The organism is Anaerorhabdus furcosa (assembly GCF_900167375.1).
GTDB lineage: Bacteria > Bacillota_I > Bacilli_A > Erysipelotrichales > Erysipelotrichaceae > Anaerorhabdus > Anaerorhabdus furcosa.
The window spans coordinates 422,213-437,763 of the sequence record NZ_FUWY01000002.1; the positions used below are offsets into that span (position 1 = coordinate 422,213).

The 15,551-nt window shown below is 32.4% G+C and carries 23 protein-coding genes and 9 tRNA genes; 25 read left to right on the forward strand and 7 right to left on the reverse strand.

Going from position 1 to position 15,551, the window contains the following annotated elements:
- Position 1: 1 nt before the first annotated feature.
- The 3 genes from B5D14_RS05095 to B5D14_RS12235 are packed head-to-tail and all read left to right on the forward strand — an operon-like array spanning position 2 to position 2,659.
- Complete coding sequence (locus tag B5D14_RS05095; protein WP_078711518.1) at positions 2 to 787, forward strand: ABC transporter permease; 786 nt, start codon at positions 2 to 4, stop codon at positions 785 to 787.
- Entirely contained in the window at positions 787 to 1,611 is an 825-nt protein-coding gene (locus tag B5D14_RS12230; RefSeq protein ID WP_200804760.1) for an ABC transporter permease, read from the forward strand. The genes B5D14_RS05095 and B5D14_RS12230 overlap by 1 nt, the downstream gene beginning before the upstream one ends.
- The gene (locus B5D14_RS12235; protein ID WP_200804761.1) at positions 1,580 to 2,659 is read left to right on the forward strand and encodes an ABC transporter substrate-binding protein; all 1,080 of its coding nucleotides are present in this window, start codon (positions 1,580 to 1,582) and stop codon (positions 2,657 to 2,659) included. The genes B5D14_RS12230 and B5D14_RS12235 overlap by 32 nt, the downstream gene beginning before the upstream one ends.
- 87 nt (positions 2,660 to 2,746) lie before the next feature.
- Here B5D14_RS12235 and B5D14_RS05105 read toward each other — a convergent pair.
- Both B5D14_RS05105 and B5D14_RS05110 read right to left on the reverse strand, forming a co-directional pair.
- Positions 2,747 to 2,833 (reverse strand) — tRNA-Leu (locus B5D14_RS05105).
- A 15-nt stretch (positions 2,834 to 2,848) separates the two neighbouring features.
- A tRNA-Cys gene (locus B5D14_RS05110) sits at positions 2,849 to 2,923 on the reverse strand.
- A gap of 197 nt (positions 2,924 to 3,120) precedes the next feature.
- On the opposite strand from B5D14_RS05110, the gene B5D14_RS05115 reads away from it, so the two are divergent.
- The 8 genes from B5D14_RS05115 to B5D14_RS05150 all read left to right on the forward strand — a co-directional run bounded on the left by B5D14_RS05115 (position 3,121) and on the right by B5D14_RS05150 (position 4,252).
- Positions 3,121 to 3,492: a nuclear transport factor 2 family protein gene (locus B5D14_RS05115; protein ID WP_078711519.1), complete on the forward strand. Its 372-nt coding sequence runs from the start codon at positions 3,121 to 3,123 to the stop codon at positions 3,490 to 3,492.
- Between the two features lie 103 nt (positions 3,493 to 3,595).
- A tRNA-Arg gene (locus B5D14_RS05120) sits at positions 3,596 to 3,672 on the forward strand.
- Positions 3,673 to 3,682: 10 nt separating this feature from the next.
- Positions 3,683 to 3,759 (forward strand) — tRNA-Pro (locus B5D14_RS05125).
- Between the two features lie 16 nt (positions 3,760 to 3,775).
- Positions 3,776 to 3,852: transfer RNA gene (locus tag B5D14_RS05130), tRNA-Met, on the forward strand.
- Positions 3,853 to 3,889: 37 nt separating this feature from the next.
- Positions 3,890 to 3,966 (forward strand) — tRNA-Ile (locus tag B5D14_RS05135).
- 16 nt (positions 3,967 to 3,982) lie between these two features.
- Positions 3,983 to 4,073, forward strand: a tRNA-Ser gene (locus tag B5D14_RS05140).
- A 23-nt stretch (positions 4,074 to 4,096) separates the two neighbouring features.
- A tRNA-Met gene (locus B5D14_RS05145) sits at positions 4,097 to 4,173 on the forward strand.
- A gap of 3 nt (positions 4,174 to 4,176) precedes the next feature.
- Positions 4,177 to 4,252: transfer RNA gene (locus B5D14_RS05150), tRNA-Phe, on the forward strand.
- Between the two features lie 154 nt (positions 4,253 to 4,406).
- Here B5D14_RS05150 and B5D14_RS05155 read toward each other — a convergent pair.
- From B5D14_RS05155 to B5D14_RS05170, 4 genes are all read right to left on the reverse strand, one after another.
- A complete protein-coding gene (locus B5D14_RS05155; RefSeq protein ID WP_078711520.1) occupies positions 4,407 to 5,519 on the reverse strand; it encodes a tyrosine-type recombinase/integrase in 1,113 nt (370 codons plus the stop codon).
- Positions 5,520 to 5,745: 226 nt separating this feature from the next.
- Positions 5,746 to 6,612: a DUF3825 domain-containing protein gene (locus tag B5D14_RS05160; RefSeq protein ID WP_078711521.1), complete on the reverse strand. Its 867-nt coding sequence runs from the start codon at positions 6,610 to 6,612 to the stop codon at positions 5,746 to 5,748.
- 14 nt (positions 6,613 to 6,626) lie between these two features.
- Positions 6,627 to 7,052: an ImmA/IrrE family metallo-endopeptidase gene (locus B5D14_RS05165; RefSeq protein ID WP_078711522.1), complete on the reverse strand. Its 426-nt coding sequence runs from the start codon at positions 7,050 to 7,052 to the stop codon at positions 6,627 to 6,629.
- A gap of 7 nt (positions 7,053 to 7,059) precedes the next feature.
- A complete protein-coding gene (locus tag B5D14_RS05170; RefSeq protein ID WP_143254390.1) occupies positions 7,060 to 7,398 on the reverse strand; it encodes an XRE family transcriptional regulator in 339 nt (112 codons plus the stop codon).
- Positions 7,399 to 7,517: 119 nt separating this feature from the next.
- Here B5D14_RS05170 and B5D14_RS05175 point away from each other — a divergent pair, with 119 nt between their 5' ends.
- On the forward strand, positions 7,518 to 7,709 hold the full coding sequence (locus B5D14_RS05175) for a helix-turn-helix transcriptional regulator (RefSeq protein ID WP_078711524.1): 192 nt from the start codon (positions 7,518 to 7,520) through the stop codon (positions 7,707 to 7,709).
- Positions 7,710 to 8,244: 535 nt separating this feature from the next.
- Here B5D14_RS05175 and B5D14_RS05180 read toward each other — a convergent pair.
- Positions 8,245 to 8,661 (reverse strand): hypothetical protein, encoded by a 417-nt coding sequence (locus B5D14_RS05180; RefSeq protein WP_078711525.1) that lies wholly within the window; start codon positions 8,659 to 8,661, stop codon positions 8,245 to 8,247.
- A gap of 51 nt (positions 8,662 to 8,712) precedes the next feature.
- Between B5D14_RS05180 and B5D14_RS05185 the strand changes: the two genes are divergently transcribed.
- From B5D14_RS05185 to B5D14_RS12425, 13 genes are all read left to right on the forward strand, one after another.
- Entirely contained in the window at positions 8,713 to 8,904 is a 192-nt protein-coding gene (locus B5D14_RS05185) for a hypothetical protein (protein WP_078711526.1), read from the forward strand.
- Positions 8,905 to 8,972: 68 nt separating this feature from the next.
- Complete coding sequence (locus tag B5D14_RS05190; RefSeq protein WP_078711527.1) at positions 8,973 to 9,188, forward strand: hypothetical protein; 216 nt, start codon at positions 8,973 to 8,975, stop codon at positions 9,186 to 9,188.
- A gap of 163 nt (positions 9,189 to 9,351) precedes the next feature.
- On the forward strand, positions 9,352 to 10,383 hold the full coding sequence (locus B5D14_RS05195; protein WP_078711528.1) for a hypothetical protein: 1,032 nt from the start codon (positions 9,352 to 9,354) through the stop codon (positions 10,381 to 10,383).
- On the forward strand, positions 10,376 to 10,714 hold the full coding sequence (locus B5D14_RS05200) for a hypothetical protein (RefSeq protein WP_078711529.1): 339 nt from the start codon (positions 10,376 to 10,378) through the stop codon (positions 10,712 to 10,714). The genes B5D14_RS05195 and B5D14_RS05200 overlap by 8 nt, the downstream gene beginning before the upstream one ends.
- Positions 10,715 to 10,716: 2 nt before the next feature.
- On the forward strand, positions 10,717 to 11,373 hold the full coding sequence (locus tag B5D14_RS05205) for a ThiF family adenylyltransferase (protein WP_078711530.1): 657 nt from the start codon (positions 10,717 to 10,719) through the stop codon (positions 11,371 to 11,373).
- Positions 11,342 to 12,205 carry a hypothetical protein gene (locus B5D14_RS05210; RefSeq protein WP_078711531.1) on the forward strand — a complete coding sequence of 288 codons (864 nt, stop codon included), beginning with the start codon at positions 11,342 to 11,344 and terminating at the stop codon, positions 12,203 to 12,205. Before B5D14_RS05205 ends, B5D14_RS05210 begins: the two co-directional genes overlap by 32 nt.
- Positions 12,202 to 12,819: a hypothetical protein gene (locus B5D14_RS05215; RefSeq protein ID WP_078711532.1), complete on the forward strand. Its 618-nt coding sequence runs from the start codon at positions 12,202 to 12,204 to the stop codon at positions 12,817 to 12,819. Before B5D14_RS05210 ends, B5D14_RS05215 begins: the two co-directional genes overlap by 4 nt.
- 36 nt (positions 12,820 to 12,855) lie before the next feature.
- Entirely contained in the window at positions 12,856 to 13,584 is a 729-nt protein-coding gene (locus tag B5D14_RS05220) for a DUF4373 domain-containing protein (RefSeq protein ID WP_078711533.1), read from the forward strand.
- Positions 13,585 to 13,598: 14 nt separating this feature from the next.
- Entirely contained in the window at positions 13,599 to 13,784 is a 186-nt protein-coding gene (locus B5D14_RS05225) for a hypothetical protein (RefSeq protein ID WP_078711534.1), read from the forward strand.
- Positions 13,785 to 13,831: 47 nt separating this feature from the next.
- Positions 13,832 to 14,140, forward strand: coding sequence for a hypothetical protein (locus B5D14_RS05230; protein WP_078711535.1), 309 nt, complete (start codon positions 13,832 to 13,834; stop codon positions 14,138 to 14,140).
- A 274-nt stretch (positions 14,141 to 14,414) separates the two neighbouring features.
- The gene (locus B5D14_RS05240; RefSeq protein WP_342585672.1) at positions 14,415 to 14,840 is read left to right on the forward strand and encodes a class I SAM-dependent methyltransferase; all 426 of its coding nucleotides are present in this window, start codon (positions 14,415 to 14,417) and stop codon (positions 14,838 to 14,840) included.
- Positions 14,841 to 15,134: a site-specific integrase gene (locus B5D14_RS05245; RefSeq protein ID WP_078711538.1), complete on the forward strand. Its 294-nt coding sequence runs from the start codon at positions 14,841 to 14,843 to the stop codon at positions 15,132 to 15,134.
- Positions 15,135 to 15,298: 164 nt separating this feature from the next.
- Positions 15,299 to 15,496 carry a tyrosine-type recombinase/integrase gene (locus B5D14_RS12425; RefSeq protein WP_078711598.1) on the forward strand — a complete coding sequence of 66 codons (198 nt, stop codon included), beginning with the start codon at positions 15,299 to 15,301 and terminating at the stop codon, positions 15,494 to 15,496.
- Positions 15,497 to 15,551 lie beyond the last annotated feature (55 nt).

The following is a 15,551-nucleotide window of genomic DNA, read 5'->3' on the forward strand; positions in this document are numbered from 1 at the left end:
GATGAAGAGTTTCTCTCGTCTGGTTTACCCCTATGTTGTATGGGCTGCGATATTTATTGTCGTGCCGATGTTATTAATTGTTTTGTATGCATTTACTAAAGAAGGTAATGGTGTATTAACACTTCAATTTACTTTTGATAACTTTGCTAGATTTTTTAGCGATAGTATTTTCCCCAATGTATTGTGGAGATCATTAAAACTAGCTATAATCACAACGGTTATTTGTATATTAATTGGATATCCTGCTGCTTATTTCATGTCGAAATTGCATGTAAATAAACGCACAATGATGGTATTACTTATCACACTACCCATGTGGATTAATATGCTAGTACGTACTTATGCATGGCGTGGTATTTTGTTAGATGTTCCTGTATCAGGTGAAATTAAAGTTTACATCGGTATGGTGTATAACTTCTTACCATTCATGATTTTACAAATTTATACCTCACTATTAAAAATGGATCCAAGTTTAATTGCAGCCGCAAATGATTTAGGCGCAAATAAATTTGAAACATTTAGAAGAGTTGTACTTCCTTTGTCAATTCCAGGAGTTATCTCTGGGATTACACTCGTATTTTTACCAGCAGTATCAAGTTTCTTCATTCCAAAATTACTTGGTGGAGGAGACTTCGTTTTAGTGGGTAACTTAATTGAAAATTACTTTGTCTCTACAGGTGATTGGAACTTTGGTTCGGCAATATCACTAATTATGGCAATGATTATCTTGATTTCAATGTTTGTTACAAAGAAATTGGATTATGAAAGTGCAGAGGTGGGTGACTAATGAAGAAATTAAAAAACTTACCTTCAAGAATCTACTTACTTTTAATTCTTGCGTTCTTCTATTTACCAATTTTATATGTTGTTATCTTTTCATTCAATGAATCAAAGAGTTTAACTAATTTTACAGGGTTCTCTCTTCAATGGTATGAGAAAATGTTTAACAATCGTACGATGATGGAAGCAATTTGGTACACCGTAATTATTGCTGTACTTGCAACAATCATCTCTACTATTGTGGGAACAATTACTGCTATTGGTTTGAGTAAATCAAGAAGAATATTAAAAGAAACAGTGATGCAAGTAAACAATTTACCAATGCTTAATCCGGAGATTGTTACAGCGATTGGATTGATGCTTTTCTTTACATCACTTCAAATTAAAACAGGATTTACAACTTTGCTGATTGCTCATATTGCATTCTGTATTCCTTATGTTATTTTAAGTATTATGCCAAAACTTAGACAACTTGATAATAATCTTGCAGAAGCAGCACTCGATTTGGGGTGTACTCCTTGGCAAGCACTTATCAAAGTAATTATTCCACAAATTACACCAGGGATTGTATCAGGGGCTTTAATTGCCTTTACGATGTCCTTTGATGATTTCATCATTTCATTCTTTACAACAGGTCCTGGAGTAAACAATATATCAATTTATGTTTATACAATGTATAAACGTATCAATCCAAGTATTAACGCATTGTCATCGATTATCGTATTTGTCATTACGATTGTACTTGTTTTAGTCAATGTGGTACCTCTCATTCGAGATAGAAAGAAAAAAGGGAAAGTAAATGAAGAAGATTTTAGTAACAGTATTATGTAGTTTATTCGCTTTATCACTAACTGGTTGTGGCACTAAAACAAGTGATGTAGATCCTATTGCACAATATGGTTGTGATGTACTTAATGTATATAACTGGGGTGAATACGTTGGTGAAAATGTAATTGGTAATTTTGAAAGACAATACAATGTAAAAGTAAATTACTCTTTATTTGATTCAAATGAAGTTATGTATACAAAATTATTAGGAGGAAATGAATACGATATTCTAGTACCTTCTGATTATATGATTGAACGATTAGTTGAAGAAAATTTACTTCAACCTATTGATTGGAATTTAATCACAAACAAAGAAAACTTATACGATGGAATTATGGGTGCAGCATTTGATCCAGAAAATACATACTCAGCACCATATTTTTGGGGCAGTGTAGGAATTGTGTACAATAAAAATAACGTAGATCCCTCTGATGTAGAAAAAGAAGGATTTAATGTATTAAAGAATTCTAAATATGCAAACCGTGTTTATATGTATGATTCAGAAAGAGATAGCTTTATGATTGCGTTAAAAGCACTTGGCTATTCAATGAATACTGAAAACATGGATGAGATTAACGAAGCATACAATTGGTTACTAGAACTAGATAAGAATGTAAATCCAGCCTATGTAACAGATGAAGTTATTGACAGTATGGTTAATGGAGAAAAAGACTTAGCAGTTGTTTATAGTGGTGATGCAGCGTATATCTTATCTGAAAATGAAGATATGGATTACTATATGCCAGAAACAGGAACAAACATCTGGGTTGATGCAATGGTGATACCTGCAAACTCAAAATGTCCAGCATTAGCACACGAATTTATTAATTTTGTATTAACAGATGATGCATCATATGACAATTCATCTACAGTTGGTTATGCTAGTTCTAATAAAAATGTATTAGAAGAAATGACTGCGGAAGGTGGAGAATTTGATGGCAATCCAGCATATCTACCACGTACAGATGGTCCAAATGATGAATTCTTCAAACACAATGAAGCAATGAAGAAAGTATTATCAGACCTTTGGATTAAAGTTAAAAATCAATAAGACATAAAGCGATCATCTCGATCGCTTTTCTTTTTATAGCATGAAAAAAAGCGACTTATACAATGTATACTTCGCTTCATTTTCGAATGGTGGGGATAATGGGACTTGAACCCATACGATGTTGCCATCACCGGATTTTAAGTCCGATGCGTCTGCCTATTCCGCCATATCCCCTTATTAAATTTTTGTTGGAGGTTCCTGCCGGACTCGAACCGGCGATCACAGAGTTGCAGTCTATTGCCTTACCAACTTGGCTAAGGAACCAGTTTCTTTTCCGTGCTTTATTATTATATAGTACGACCTATCAAAATGCAACCACAAAATTAAGTTTTTTTCACAAAGACTTTTAAAAAAATATTCACATTAAATAGAGGATGAAGAATCTTTTATTAATAAGGAATAAAAGAAGGTTTACCAAAATATATTGAAAGTAATTGCTTCTAATTAAGTGATTAGATAAAATGGAAACAAGGAGAGAAAAAAGTATTAGAGATTTATTAGAACAATATTTTGATGCAATAAGTAATGCAGATGTAGTTAAACTAAAAACAATCTTTCATCCAAATGCATCCATGTATGGTTATCTAGGTGATCAAGTTGTTGTAGGTACACCAGAAATATTTTATGCAGATTTAAATTCTAAACCTTCAATGATTAAACAAAACATAAAGTGTACCTGTGTTGTTGATTCAATCCAAGTTATTTCCAATACGGCCACAGCTTCTATTTTGGTAGATAACTTTTATGGTGTAGCTACAGTTAATGATTCATTTCATCTAATAAAGTTTGATAATGAATGGAAGATTGTATGCAAAACATTTACAACGCTATAGTATTTTAATCTATTTCGTAGTTTTTGAAATTATGTGTTGCAATTTGTGTTGTTGTTTGCTATTATAATATAGCACTGTAAATTACAGTACATCTTCTTAAAATGCGCCCATAGCTCAACTGGATAGAGCGTTTGACTACGGATCAAAAGGTTGCGGGTTCGATTCCTACTGGGCGCGCCATTTAAATAAACGGGATGTAGCACAGCTTGGTAGTGCACTTGATTTGGGATCAAGGGGTCGCAGGTTCGAATCCTGTCATCCCGACCATTTATTTATTCAAGATGGCGAGGTAGCTTAGTTGGCTAGAGCGCTCGGTTCATACCCGGGAGGTCGTGGGTTCGAGTCCCACCCTCGCTACCATCGCTTTAAAACAAAAGTTTATGAGGTCGGAAACATTGGACCCTTAGCTCAGTTGGTCAGAGCTACCGGCTCATAACCGGTTGGTCGTAGGTTCGAGTCCTACAGGGTCCACCAATCAAAAAAAATCTTTGGAGGAATACCCAAGTGGTTGAAGGGTCCGGTCTTGAAAACCGGTAGGTCGGGAAACTGGCGCCTGGGTTCGAATCCCAGTTCCTCCGCCATTCTTAAAATTTATTTATCACATCGCGGGATAGAGCAGTCTGGTAGCTCGTCGGGCTCATAACCCGGAGGTCGTTGGTTCAAATCCTTCTCCCGCAACCATGTGGTCCTGTAGCTCAGTCGGTAGAGCAATGGACTGAAAATCCATGTGTCGCCGGTTCAATCCCGGCTGGGACCACCATTAGAAAACATGCGTATAAGCCTATTTAAAAGGGTTTATACGCTTTTTCTATGTTCAAAATGAATTGTGAAGATTTGCCGATTTTTGCCAAAGTTTCGGGGTTTTTATAGGGTATTTTGATGTCATTAGGGTACAAATTAGGGTACAAAAAAGACTACATTCTTGTCTTATTGTAGTCTTCAAGTTTATTTGATATTTCTTCATGATTAGCTAGTGAATCAAGGTGCGTATATATTTCTAATGTAATTCTGACACTGGAGTGGCCAAGTAAATATTGTGCTTCCTTAACTCCAATACCAGCGTAATACAATGCAGTAGCATAATCATGTCTGAATATATGTGAAGTAAGATCATCACCTACCTGTGGCAGCTTCTCTGTGGTGGCTTTTGCGTTCATTTTATCAATGATAGATTCAAACATTCTTTTGAACGATTGCTCGCTAATTAATTCTTTGGACTGCAGGCTAGTAAATAGGTAAGGTGTATTCAGTTTATCTAAGTATGCCTTGAGAAAATCAATGTCAGATTTCAATAATGGTAAGGTTCGTTTACTTGCCTTTGATTTTGGATCTTTTATTGTGGCTTGGTTTTTGTCAAAGTGAATGGCTTTCGATATGGTAACAGTATTCTTTTCAAAGTTAAAGCAATCTTTTTGAAGTGCTAGGGCTTCTTCTCTGCGTAGCCCGCAATTTTTAATCATTCTAATATAACAACTCTCTCTATCTGAAAAGGTTGTTAAAACGCTTAACTTCGCTTCGTGTGGCATCAGAGGTCTTTTTGTTTCAGGTACATATTTTGGAATAACAAGATCATCTGCAAAGTTATCTTTGATCAATCCATCTTTCTTAGCCTGCTTAAGTATTTGATTAATCGTTATTTTTATCTTTTGGCATGTCCGTGCCTTTAGAGCGTGGTGATTGATGACATCTTGGACATCTTGTCTAGTAATTTCATTTAATTCTTTATCGTGTAAATTCAGCAGATTAAAATCAATTACTGTTTTATACATCTTATAGGTTGCTTTTTCGACTCCTATACTTTTTGTATCACACCATTTAGTAGCGTATTCTTTAAAGTTATGTTTAACAGCATCATAGGGATTTTCTTCAAGGTAAAGTCTATATTCGTGGACTTTACGTTCTAAATCTGCGGAACTTTTTCCATAAATACTTTTAGTTATACGTTTACCATTATCATCAAATCCTATCGTTATTGAAGTCTTGTACTGTGTTCGGTTAGAACATTGACTATATTTTGCTTTTGGCATTGAACCACCTCCATTAAATTTGTTATAATGTAGGCATAGTAAAAGCACAAATGCTAATGCTATGCGATTGCAATCACTACTTAGCTTGCCGGCGGAAGTGATTGCCTTTTAATAAAATGTTTGGGCTAGAATATTGACTTAAACAAATTATAGCTATATACTTAATACATATATAAAGTTTTCGTATATAAATCATTTGTATATCAATTGGAAAGAAGTCTACAAGCTAGGCTTCTTTTTCTATTTCTAAAGCATCATTTAGAGCATCTTCACTTTCTGATGAAATTTCTATAGAATTTAAATCGAGCCAATCAGCCTCGGGTTTCATTAATAGTCTTGCATTACTATAGGCCATGTCAAGAGTTAAAATTGTGTTTGCTCTATATTGATGATTTGATAGTAATTCAATAGCTAGTGCACATTTGAATCCATCCAAATCAATAGGAAGTAAATAAGTGATTTGTTTATTAAAATATTGAGGAACAACTATTCTGTAGTTCCTCATTATTTTCTTTTTGATTACATGAAATGCTCCGTTAAAAAGTGTAATAAAATATGAAAAACCTTTTTCGGTAATTTCTTTAGGGAATCTTTCAATATTATCACTAAAAATATGGTTTGTATCGACTCTAATTTCGTAAGATGGATTGAAATACATCTTATTTGGATCACTAGCAAAATAATCCGCTACTAATGGGATTGTATTAAAAAAATTCAAGAAGTATCTATCTGATACTAAGTGAAAACCGTATAAATACCATTTTTGTGTTGAAGTTTGATTTGTATTTTCATTTAACATACATACAATGTCTTCACCACTTTCTGACATTAATCCTGTATTGAATGAAGCAAATTTTCCATCTTCTGTGAAAATTATTTTATCTTCGTCAACCAATCGATCAAAGGTATGAAGTATATACTGAAATAATATGTCATTTTGAAAAGTACTATCCTTTGTTTGCCATGTTTCTTTTTCGGCTAATTGTGCAAGATGAGCTAGTTTTCCATTGTACTGTTCCCGGGTACCTAAGAAAGCAACTTGTCGCAACAACGGGGTATTTTCTGTAACAGTAATGCCATCGGTAATTTTCATAAATCTTCTCCTTATTAAACGCTTTGCGTTATATCCTTTAATAGACCTTTGTTACTGTATATATATAATATTCGCTTAACAAATTCTTCGGTTATTCCAAAGAATGTTGCCAAGTCATAAACTTCCGTAATTTCTTTTAATATGCATTCCTTTAATTCGTCTATAGGCATAACTAATTGTGCTGCGCGATAGTCGGCCCTGTATTCAGCACTTCCTCGGTATAAGTTAGAATGATTAATTGTATAGAGAGTACCTGATATGCAGTGACCTAGTTCATGAGCTAGACAAACTATTTTTTCAGATTCAGTTTCGAATTTTGATTCATCGATATTTATGCAAAGCATATCATCAAGTTCTACTGAAAGAGATTTTGTTACATTCATTCTTTTGAAAAATACTGGGTAGTTGTTATCATCTGCATAATTTAGTAAGGAATCCATAATTCACCTACTTATTCTTGTTTTTAATAAATCTCGCAAAATCAAGAACATCTTGTTTTTGTTCTTCGGTCAAATCCTTCACTTCACCATACAAAGCGAATCGGAAATCGTCGAATGATACATCTGAGTCGACAGATGAATTTTTACCATAAATCAAATAATCCATAGAAACATTGAAATAATTCGAAAGCTTTTGAACATATCCCATATTTGGCTCAGTGCGACTGATTTCCCAAGAAGAAATAGTTTTTCCGCTTACTTCCAATATTTCGCCAAGTTCATCTTGACTAAGGCTCATGGATTCTCTTAGTTTTTTAATTGTTTCTCCAATAACTATTTTTCTCATAATGCACCTCATTTAATATCTATATTGTAGAACTATTGCACAAAAAAATCAACAAAATGTAGAAAATAACGTTGACATCTACAAATTGTAGAATATAATGTAATCAAGGAGGTGGCTATATGGATAAAGTTAGTTTGAAGTCAGCACGAGTAAATAAAGGCTTAACTCAAGAAGAATTTGCTAAATTAATGGGTGTTCATAGGAATACTGTTGCAAGTTGGGAAGCAGATTCTAAAAATATGTCTATTCAAGAAGCTGAAAAAGCTTGCGATGTTTTAGATAAAAAATTCGAGCAAATTTTTTTCGGTTAAATTCTACAAAATGTAGATATTTAACAATTTAAAAGAAAGCAGGTACTTATACTTTATGAGGTAATTAAGGCAAATGAAATTAAAATACTGTCTAAAGTTTGTACATGTGAAGAATGTAAAAAAGGAAAGAACCTGAATTTATTTTAAATGATTTTAATGGTAATTATAATCAACATATAAAATCAAGAGAGTTAAGAGAGTTCTATTTTACAAATTCACTGGATAATGCAATACAGAGATACTTAAGTAACATAAAATCATTAAATTGTTTAAATACTTATTTTATAGGAATTCTGCTACAAAAAAATGAATAAGTACCGAAAACTGCATATAGATAGGTTGTGCATAGTATCTATAATCTGCATCACACATCAAATAAAAAGAGAGGAAAAATTTAATGGAAAAAGAATGTATTGAAAAAATATTAGAAAATCACTTACTAATATTATCGACGATATCTAATAATTTGACATCTAGTAGTGAATTAGCGTTAATTGCTGTCGTTACCGACGCTATTAAGGTTACTTCAATAACTTTACTTTTTGTTGAGAAAATTTGAAGTGTTGCTTTTATTATTTAGTTTATTGACTTTTTGCTGAACAACACTTAATTGATCAATACTACTTGTAATAGTAGAAAGATCTAATGAACCTGTTAAGAAGTCTTTAGTTAAATTAGCTGTCATTTGGCTACTTGCTTCTTCTTTTTTTAATTGATAGCTTAAGTGCATTTTTTCAATTTCATTACTATGCTCTAGCTTCATTTTTTCAATAGTAGACTCAAGCTCTTTATATTTAAGTTCTTGATTATATTTTAACCTTTCAGTCTCTAATTTATTAATAGCTTCGATTTCTTTGATCTTTGATTGATTTGATTTTGTTGTTGCTAAATATGTAATTAAGCTGGGGATAGTAACAGTTAAAATTGTAAGTATTATTTGATTTAAATCCATTGTGAATCCTCCATTTTAAATATTATACCATGGAGAAGAAAGGAATAGTAAATGGAAAAAGAAGTTTATACCATAACAGAATTGAAACAGCTTGGTTATCCTGATGAAATTTGTCGGAACTATACAAGATCCAAAGGAACACAGGCAATGAGAAATGGATTAAGAGGAAAATGGCTAATACCTAAAGATCATTTTAACACTTGGCTTCAACAACAAAAAAAGAGTTCCTCACCTGGAAAGTAGCGAACTCAATCTGATGTACAAACTTTTTATGTACATCCTCATTATACAAATTTTAAGGAGGAAAGGCAATGCCTAAAATGAAACAAGAAGCATTACAAAAAACAGCAACCAAGAAAAACCCAGTAATCAGTAATGACGATAAGTTGGTTCAAGACTTAATTAAAATATCACTACGATATATGAAAAAACATAGATTAAGTAACGAACAAGTCAGTGCCTATAAATATGGACTAACTAAACAAGTAAATAAATGCAGCTATGTCGGAAGTATAAGTGATGAATAAAAGAAGATTGAGAAAGCCTATTAGGCTATTTCTAAAGGGTGTTGCAATCACCATAGGTATTTATATCATGCTTATGTTAATGGCTATATATATATCGGTGAAACACATGCACAACAATTAAGTAAATATAAACACTTAGAAATTCAACAGGAGGAAATGGGAAATGAAGATAAGTGGTAAACATTTCAAACGAGGTATGCCCAATAACTATATCGCAATCGAAAAAGATTATGTATTGATTCATTCCTTTGATGGAACAACAGGAATCTATCGAATGGAACAAAATGAATTTGGATTACAAGAAGGTGGAAAAATTGAATTTAATCTTGTAGCAAAGGATTTCAATTTATTATCAAAGTTTAATGAATTGGATGTTGAACTTGTAGGAGATAGTATTTGTTTTAAAAGCGGTGTATCAAAATTTAAAATACAAAACTATGAACTGAGTCTTAATCGACCAGATACAACAGGTGCTGTTGAAATGAATGTTCCTATTGATATTATGAATAAATGTATTGCATTTGCTGATGCAACACGCAAAGAATGTGCTGGTGTGTTAGTCTATGAAAACTCTGTTGTTGGGTCTTCAGGATCAAATACATATAAAAAGGTATTGAAAACAAACACACAAACAATTCATATTCCAGGATCATTCTTAAAAAATTTAGAAAAGGATAATTATTCAATTAAATCAACTGGGAAAGTTATATTCGCATCAAAGCAGGGGGAAATTGTTTACTCACCATTGTATGAGCAAAAAATTACGATGTTAGAAAATTACGATCCTAAATTTGAAGGAATACTATCGATTGATTGCAATGAACTTATAGCACAATTACAAAATATTTCACTTTTTAGCAATCACGTTTGTTTTGAAATAAAAAATGATAAGCTCAATCTCTTGTCACTTGTTGATGAAGGTATTCACAAAGAGTTTACATCATCAATAAAGATTGTGAAAACTAACATACAAGAATACAAGCAAGTGTTCAGAGTAGATCATTTGTTAAAAGTGATAGATGCGGTATCGGCAAAAGAAATAAGCATCGATAAGAATGCATTCATGATGAAAAATGGTGATGAATTATCAGTGACTATGGTTGTTTCTAATCAAAATTCAGAAGATTTAAAAATTAAAGCAGTTACTGTGAAACCAGGCGAAAACAAGACAGTGGAGGAAATAGAAAATGAATAACGATTTATTTGATGTATTAGGCATGAAGACTGTAGAAACCAAGGAAACAAAAAAGGAAGTAAAAAAAGATACTGTTGTGAGTAAGTCAACAAATGATGCTGAAGAAAAGAGTTCATCAAAGAAATATGTTTATCCTTTTAAAATTCATTTTGGTGGTGAGACAAGAGATGTTGATCATATCTTTACTGAAGGAGCTGAATACACTGAATCCGAAATTAAGGAAGCGATGTTAAACCATCAGTTCTATGAATTCTCAGGTGAAGTATCGTTTGATTACAGAGATAAAGACAATGTGCTCATTCCAATATTCAAGCACCATAAGAAAGGATAATTATGAATTATCACTTTTATATCGTTGGTGTCGGTGGAACCGGATCACTTCTAGCACGTGATATGCCCAAACTACTGATAGGTAGCAATTGTGAAATGACGTTGATTGATGGTGACATAGTAGAAGGGAAGAACATGAAGCGTCAATCGTATCAAACACAAGATATAGGCGAAAATAAAGCGATTGCATTGTCTAAAAAAATCAATACTTTTTATGGAACGAATTGCTATGCAATTGATCGTTACATTACTGAATCTGACTTTTTTGAAGTTATTCAAAAAGAAAGTCGCATCCCAGTGATTGTTGGATGTGTTGATAATGATGCAACTAGGAAAGTGTGTGAGAAAGTTGTTAAAAGATTGAAACAGTGTATTTATATAGATTCAGCAAATTCAGAATATTCAGGAGACATTTATATCTGTGTAAAATCTAACAAAGAAATTAAAGGTGCTTTGCGAGGGAAAACATACAAATTAAAAAAAGATAAGCATCCAAATGAATTAAGCTGCCAAGAGCAAGCATCAAAAGGAAATGTTCAATTTCTTATTACCAATAATAAAATGGCGTGTGTTCTGTTAGAACACATCCATCTATTATTAATAAATCAACTGAAGGTAGGTGTTACAAATGTTGAGCGACTTAAAACAGTACATTACTGAAGATAGTGATAGTGTTGATGAGTTTGGTGATTTTATTCGTTTAATCTTGGAGAGAACAAGAAATAATCGATTATTTGATTACTTTGTAGACACATCAAGACAAAATGTATGGGAGTGTAAGAATCGGCGTGCAGAAATTATTCAGGGATATACTTACGACTATTCTCTGTATGATGATGTTTTTCATGATTTAAATAATAAATATAGTGCGGATGGAACTGATTATGGATGTGTTAGTGTGGTGCTACTCATGGTGTTGTTTTGTTATTTAGAAGAATCAGATATAAAGATTTACCTGGTGTGTAACTCAAGTGATTATTATTGTGACAGCTTAGATCATACTTCAAAGAACACAAATGATGAATTTACAGGCGTTATCACCTATTGGGTTGGTGAGTTGAGAAAATATTTTGGAATTAATGAAGATGAAGAATTTATACATTTATTTCGAGGTATCGATAGTGAAACAGGTGAAATAGATGATATGGACAATACTTGTGAGACATTCGGCTCTTTCTTAGCCATAAAACTTATGAATAAGAGAAAAAGAAGAAAATTTCATCAAGTCATGAAAGCATTGGAATTCGTTAAATTCGATCCAGATACATTTTATGTTGCGGACGTGGATGCTTATGATGGATATTATGATTCTATAGAAATTTCAAAAGAAAAAGTCGTTGATTTACTGATAAATGTAAAACCAATTAGAACGGCAGAATTATTTCAAGATGTACTTGTTAGTTATTCTGATGATCTCGAAGAACAACATTCAAGTTCCTTAATAAGCGACATACTGAAAGTTTACCAATCTACAGTAGAGGTTATTCTATGAAACAAGTTGTCATTAGAATTACTTCAACTAAGCCCGATGCAGAAGTATTAATTGTAGAAAATAATCAACAACTTTTTAAATCAGTTAGTGCAACTGAAATTTTAAAGCTATTAAAAAAGAAATTTAGTAATTTAACATCCAGTGCTAATAAGCCAAAGGTGTTATCCAAAAATATCTATGCTGTTGATGTCGGGAAGTATGCAATCGTTCAAAAAGAACAAAAAAGATATGTAACCTATGAAGGAAAATGCTATGATATACAATTTCCCAATTCATTCTATATTGTCACATTTACGAACGAAAGAATAGAAAACATTGAAGCTTATTCATTTAAAAAATTTAAAGGTCAAGATACAACGTTATATGAATACCCAATGCCGAATATGCTGACTGAAAGCAAATTATGTATTGGGACTGCAGATAGAAAAATCAAAACAAATGTGGAGAATACTTTAAATTCAATTATAGAAACTGAATTCACACATTCTATTGTCGATGGAATTAAGGGATTTAAAGATACTAAAAAGTACTTTCAATATTTATCTAAAAATCCATTTCCATATGACATGTTAATAAAAACAAAATTGAAAGTAGGTGATCTAGTTGATGAATAAGCACATCGTCTTAACTTATTTACTTAGATACATCTAATGGCAGCACCAAAAAAGGAACATTTAGATTATTACAATTGGTCATGCAAGGCTTATGATACTAATTTTACATTGAAAAAATTATCTAGAAAATATGGTCCTCTTGGCGAAACGATATATCGTAGAATGTTAGATCTAATTTATATAACGAATTATTACATTGTTATTGATATAGATGAACTGTCATATGATTTGGCTCAAAAAATAGGAACCAAATGGTGTGATGAAAATAAATGCGCTGAAATCCTCCGGTACTGCACCGATATAGGTTTATTTGATAAAAACCTCGTGGAATGTAATGTATGGACTTCAGATGGCATTCAAAAAAGATACTTTGAAATCATGGAAAAAGTATTAAGACGAACGATTGATTTCAAAAATAAAAAATATCTTTTAATAGATGTTCCTTTAAGTGTACCTAAAAATGATATATCTTCGGAAGAAACTGGATTTAATTCAGAAAAAACTAGGGTTTATTCGGAAGAAACTGGGGTTAATTCCGATAAAGGAAATGAAATCAAAATAAACCAAAATAAATCAAATAATAGTAAAGAAGAAGATAGTAAAGATTTAGATGCCTCTGACCTACCAACAATCATCGAGAATATCGAAGTGGCAGTGGGAAGAAAATTAAATGAGATGGAGCGTTCATTGATTTTAAATGACATCAACAACAAAAGAGATATTGATGTAGCTCGCTTCTTCTTTACTAAACACACGCACACATAGAATGGAGAATAGATATGCCTGAAAACAACTGTGAACAGTGCATTAAAAAAGTGAATGAGATTAATTCTCGTGTAGCAAAATTAATGACTACCAATAAAGAATTAGAACAACGAATTGCCTTGTATAAAGATTTGCTTAAACAAAAGAATAAAGTGATTGAAGAGAAAACTGATTTAATCGCTCGTCTTATGGAAGTTTGATATGCCGAAATCAAGAAAGAATAAAACTGAAGAAGGGTGGGATTAATATGGCAACGATATTTATTAATGAAGAGCAACACTTAGTTTGCTCAAAAGAAGATTTTGAAAAACTTGTGGATAAATACATGGGTGATGATGCAACAGCATATCTAAGTAATAACTACAATGGAAGGGCGGAAATATCAGAGCTAAAAGAAGATTTAATTGATGAACAAAATAAAAACAAAAATCTAAACGCAACAATTGACAAAGCAATAGATTTACTGAAGGAGTGTTGGAATTATCTATGTAAAAGTAATTTGAAAGATAGCAAACTTGGCTCCTTAGTAAGAAGATTTATCGATGAGGAAGATTAATGATGAATGAATTTTATCGTAGAGCATTAATACTCGCACTCGTTATGCTAATATGCTCATTCTTAATTGATATATTTATAGGGCTTATAATTCAACCGAAAAAGAATTATAAGACTATTATAAAAGTCAGAGGACTACTTATTGGTATAACATATTCAGCACTAGGTATAGTCCTATTTATAGCAATATCTTGGCCACTCACAAACATCATTCAATACCTGGTAAATTTATGGTAGAAAAGCAATTAGTTTTAGATGTTTGTTGTGGTAGTAAGATGTTCTATTTCGACAAAGAGAATATACATACAATCTACATGGACATAAGAAGAGAAGCGTTTGATATACACGGTAAACATGTCAATGTGAATCCTGATATAATTGCAGATTTTAGATCAATCCCGTTTGACGATGAAAGGTTCAATCTTGTTATCTTTGATCCACCACATTTAAAATGGGCAGGACCGAACTCAATTATGAAAGCACAGTATGGTCAGCTCGATAAAAACAATTGGAACCAAGACCTAGCTGCTGGGTTTAAAGAATGCATGCGAGTACTTAAAATAGGCGGAACATTAATCTTCAAATGGAGTGAATGTCAGATACCTTTAAAAGATGTGTTGGCGTGTTGCGAATATAAGCCTTTGCTAGGTAATCAACGTGGCACAACACACTGGATTATTTTCTTTAAAGGAGGTGATTAGGTGGCTGATAAAAAGTACGTACCTAGACATATCAGGTATCACAAAGGTGGTCAACAAGATGTTTTCCCTATAAAACTAAAAGATTTTAATATGATGACTCGACTATGCCTTGTTAAACGAGATGCTGCACGTGAAAGAGGCGATCTTAAAGGTGAACACCGATGGTGGAGAAATTCCATCATATTAATCACAGGAGCTAATACAGGACATCGAATCGAAAGATTACTACAGTTTACCCCAAGGAACATTGAAGGTGGACCATTAGCTATAGAAGAGTTTAAAACGGGTAAATAATTGAAATATGAAATTAATGATATTCTCCTAAATGAACTGGATGAGTTTATAGAATTCTATAATGTTTCAAAAAATGAGTTCCTCTTAAAAACATACCCAAATAGTATTAAACCTTTGACTAGGCAGCAAGCTTATAACTTTATTAAGATTCTTTAGCGGATGAAATAGGTATCAAGTATCCTGTTGGTGCCCATTCACTTAGAAAATCATTCGGACGCTTTGTTTACGATGAAACGCATGATATCTACGTTGTTCAAAGATTATTAGGGCATGAGAACCCATATGATACTATGCGTTATATTTGTTTGGAAGATAATGTTGTTGAAAAGCAGAGAAAAAAAGCAGTATTTGGAATCCATTAACGTAATGGAATTAAGAGGATTTGTCAAAAAAAGTACTATGTCAAATGACCTAATA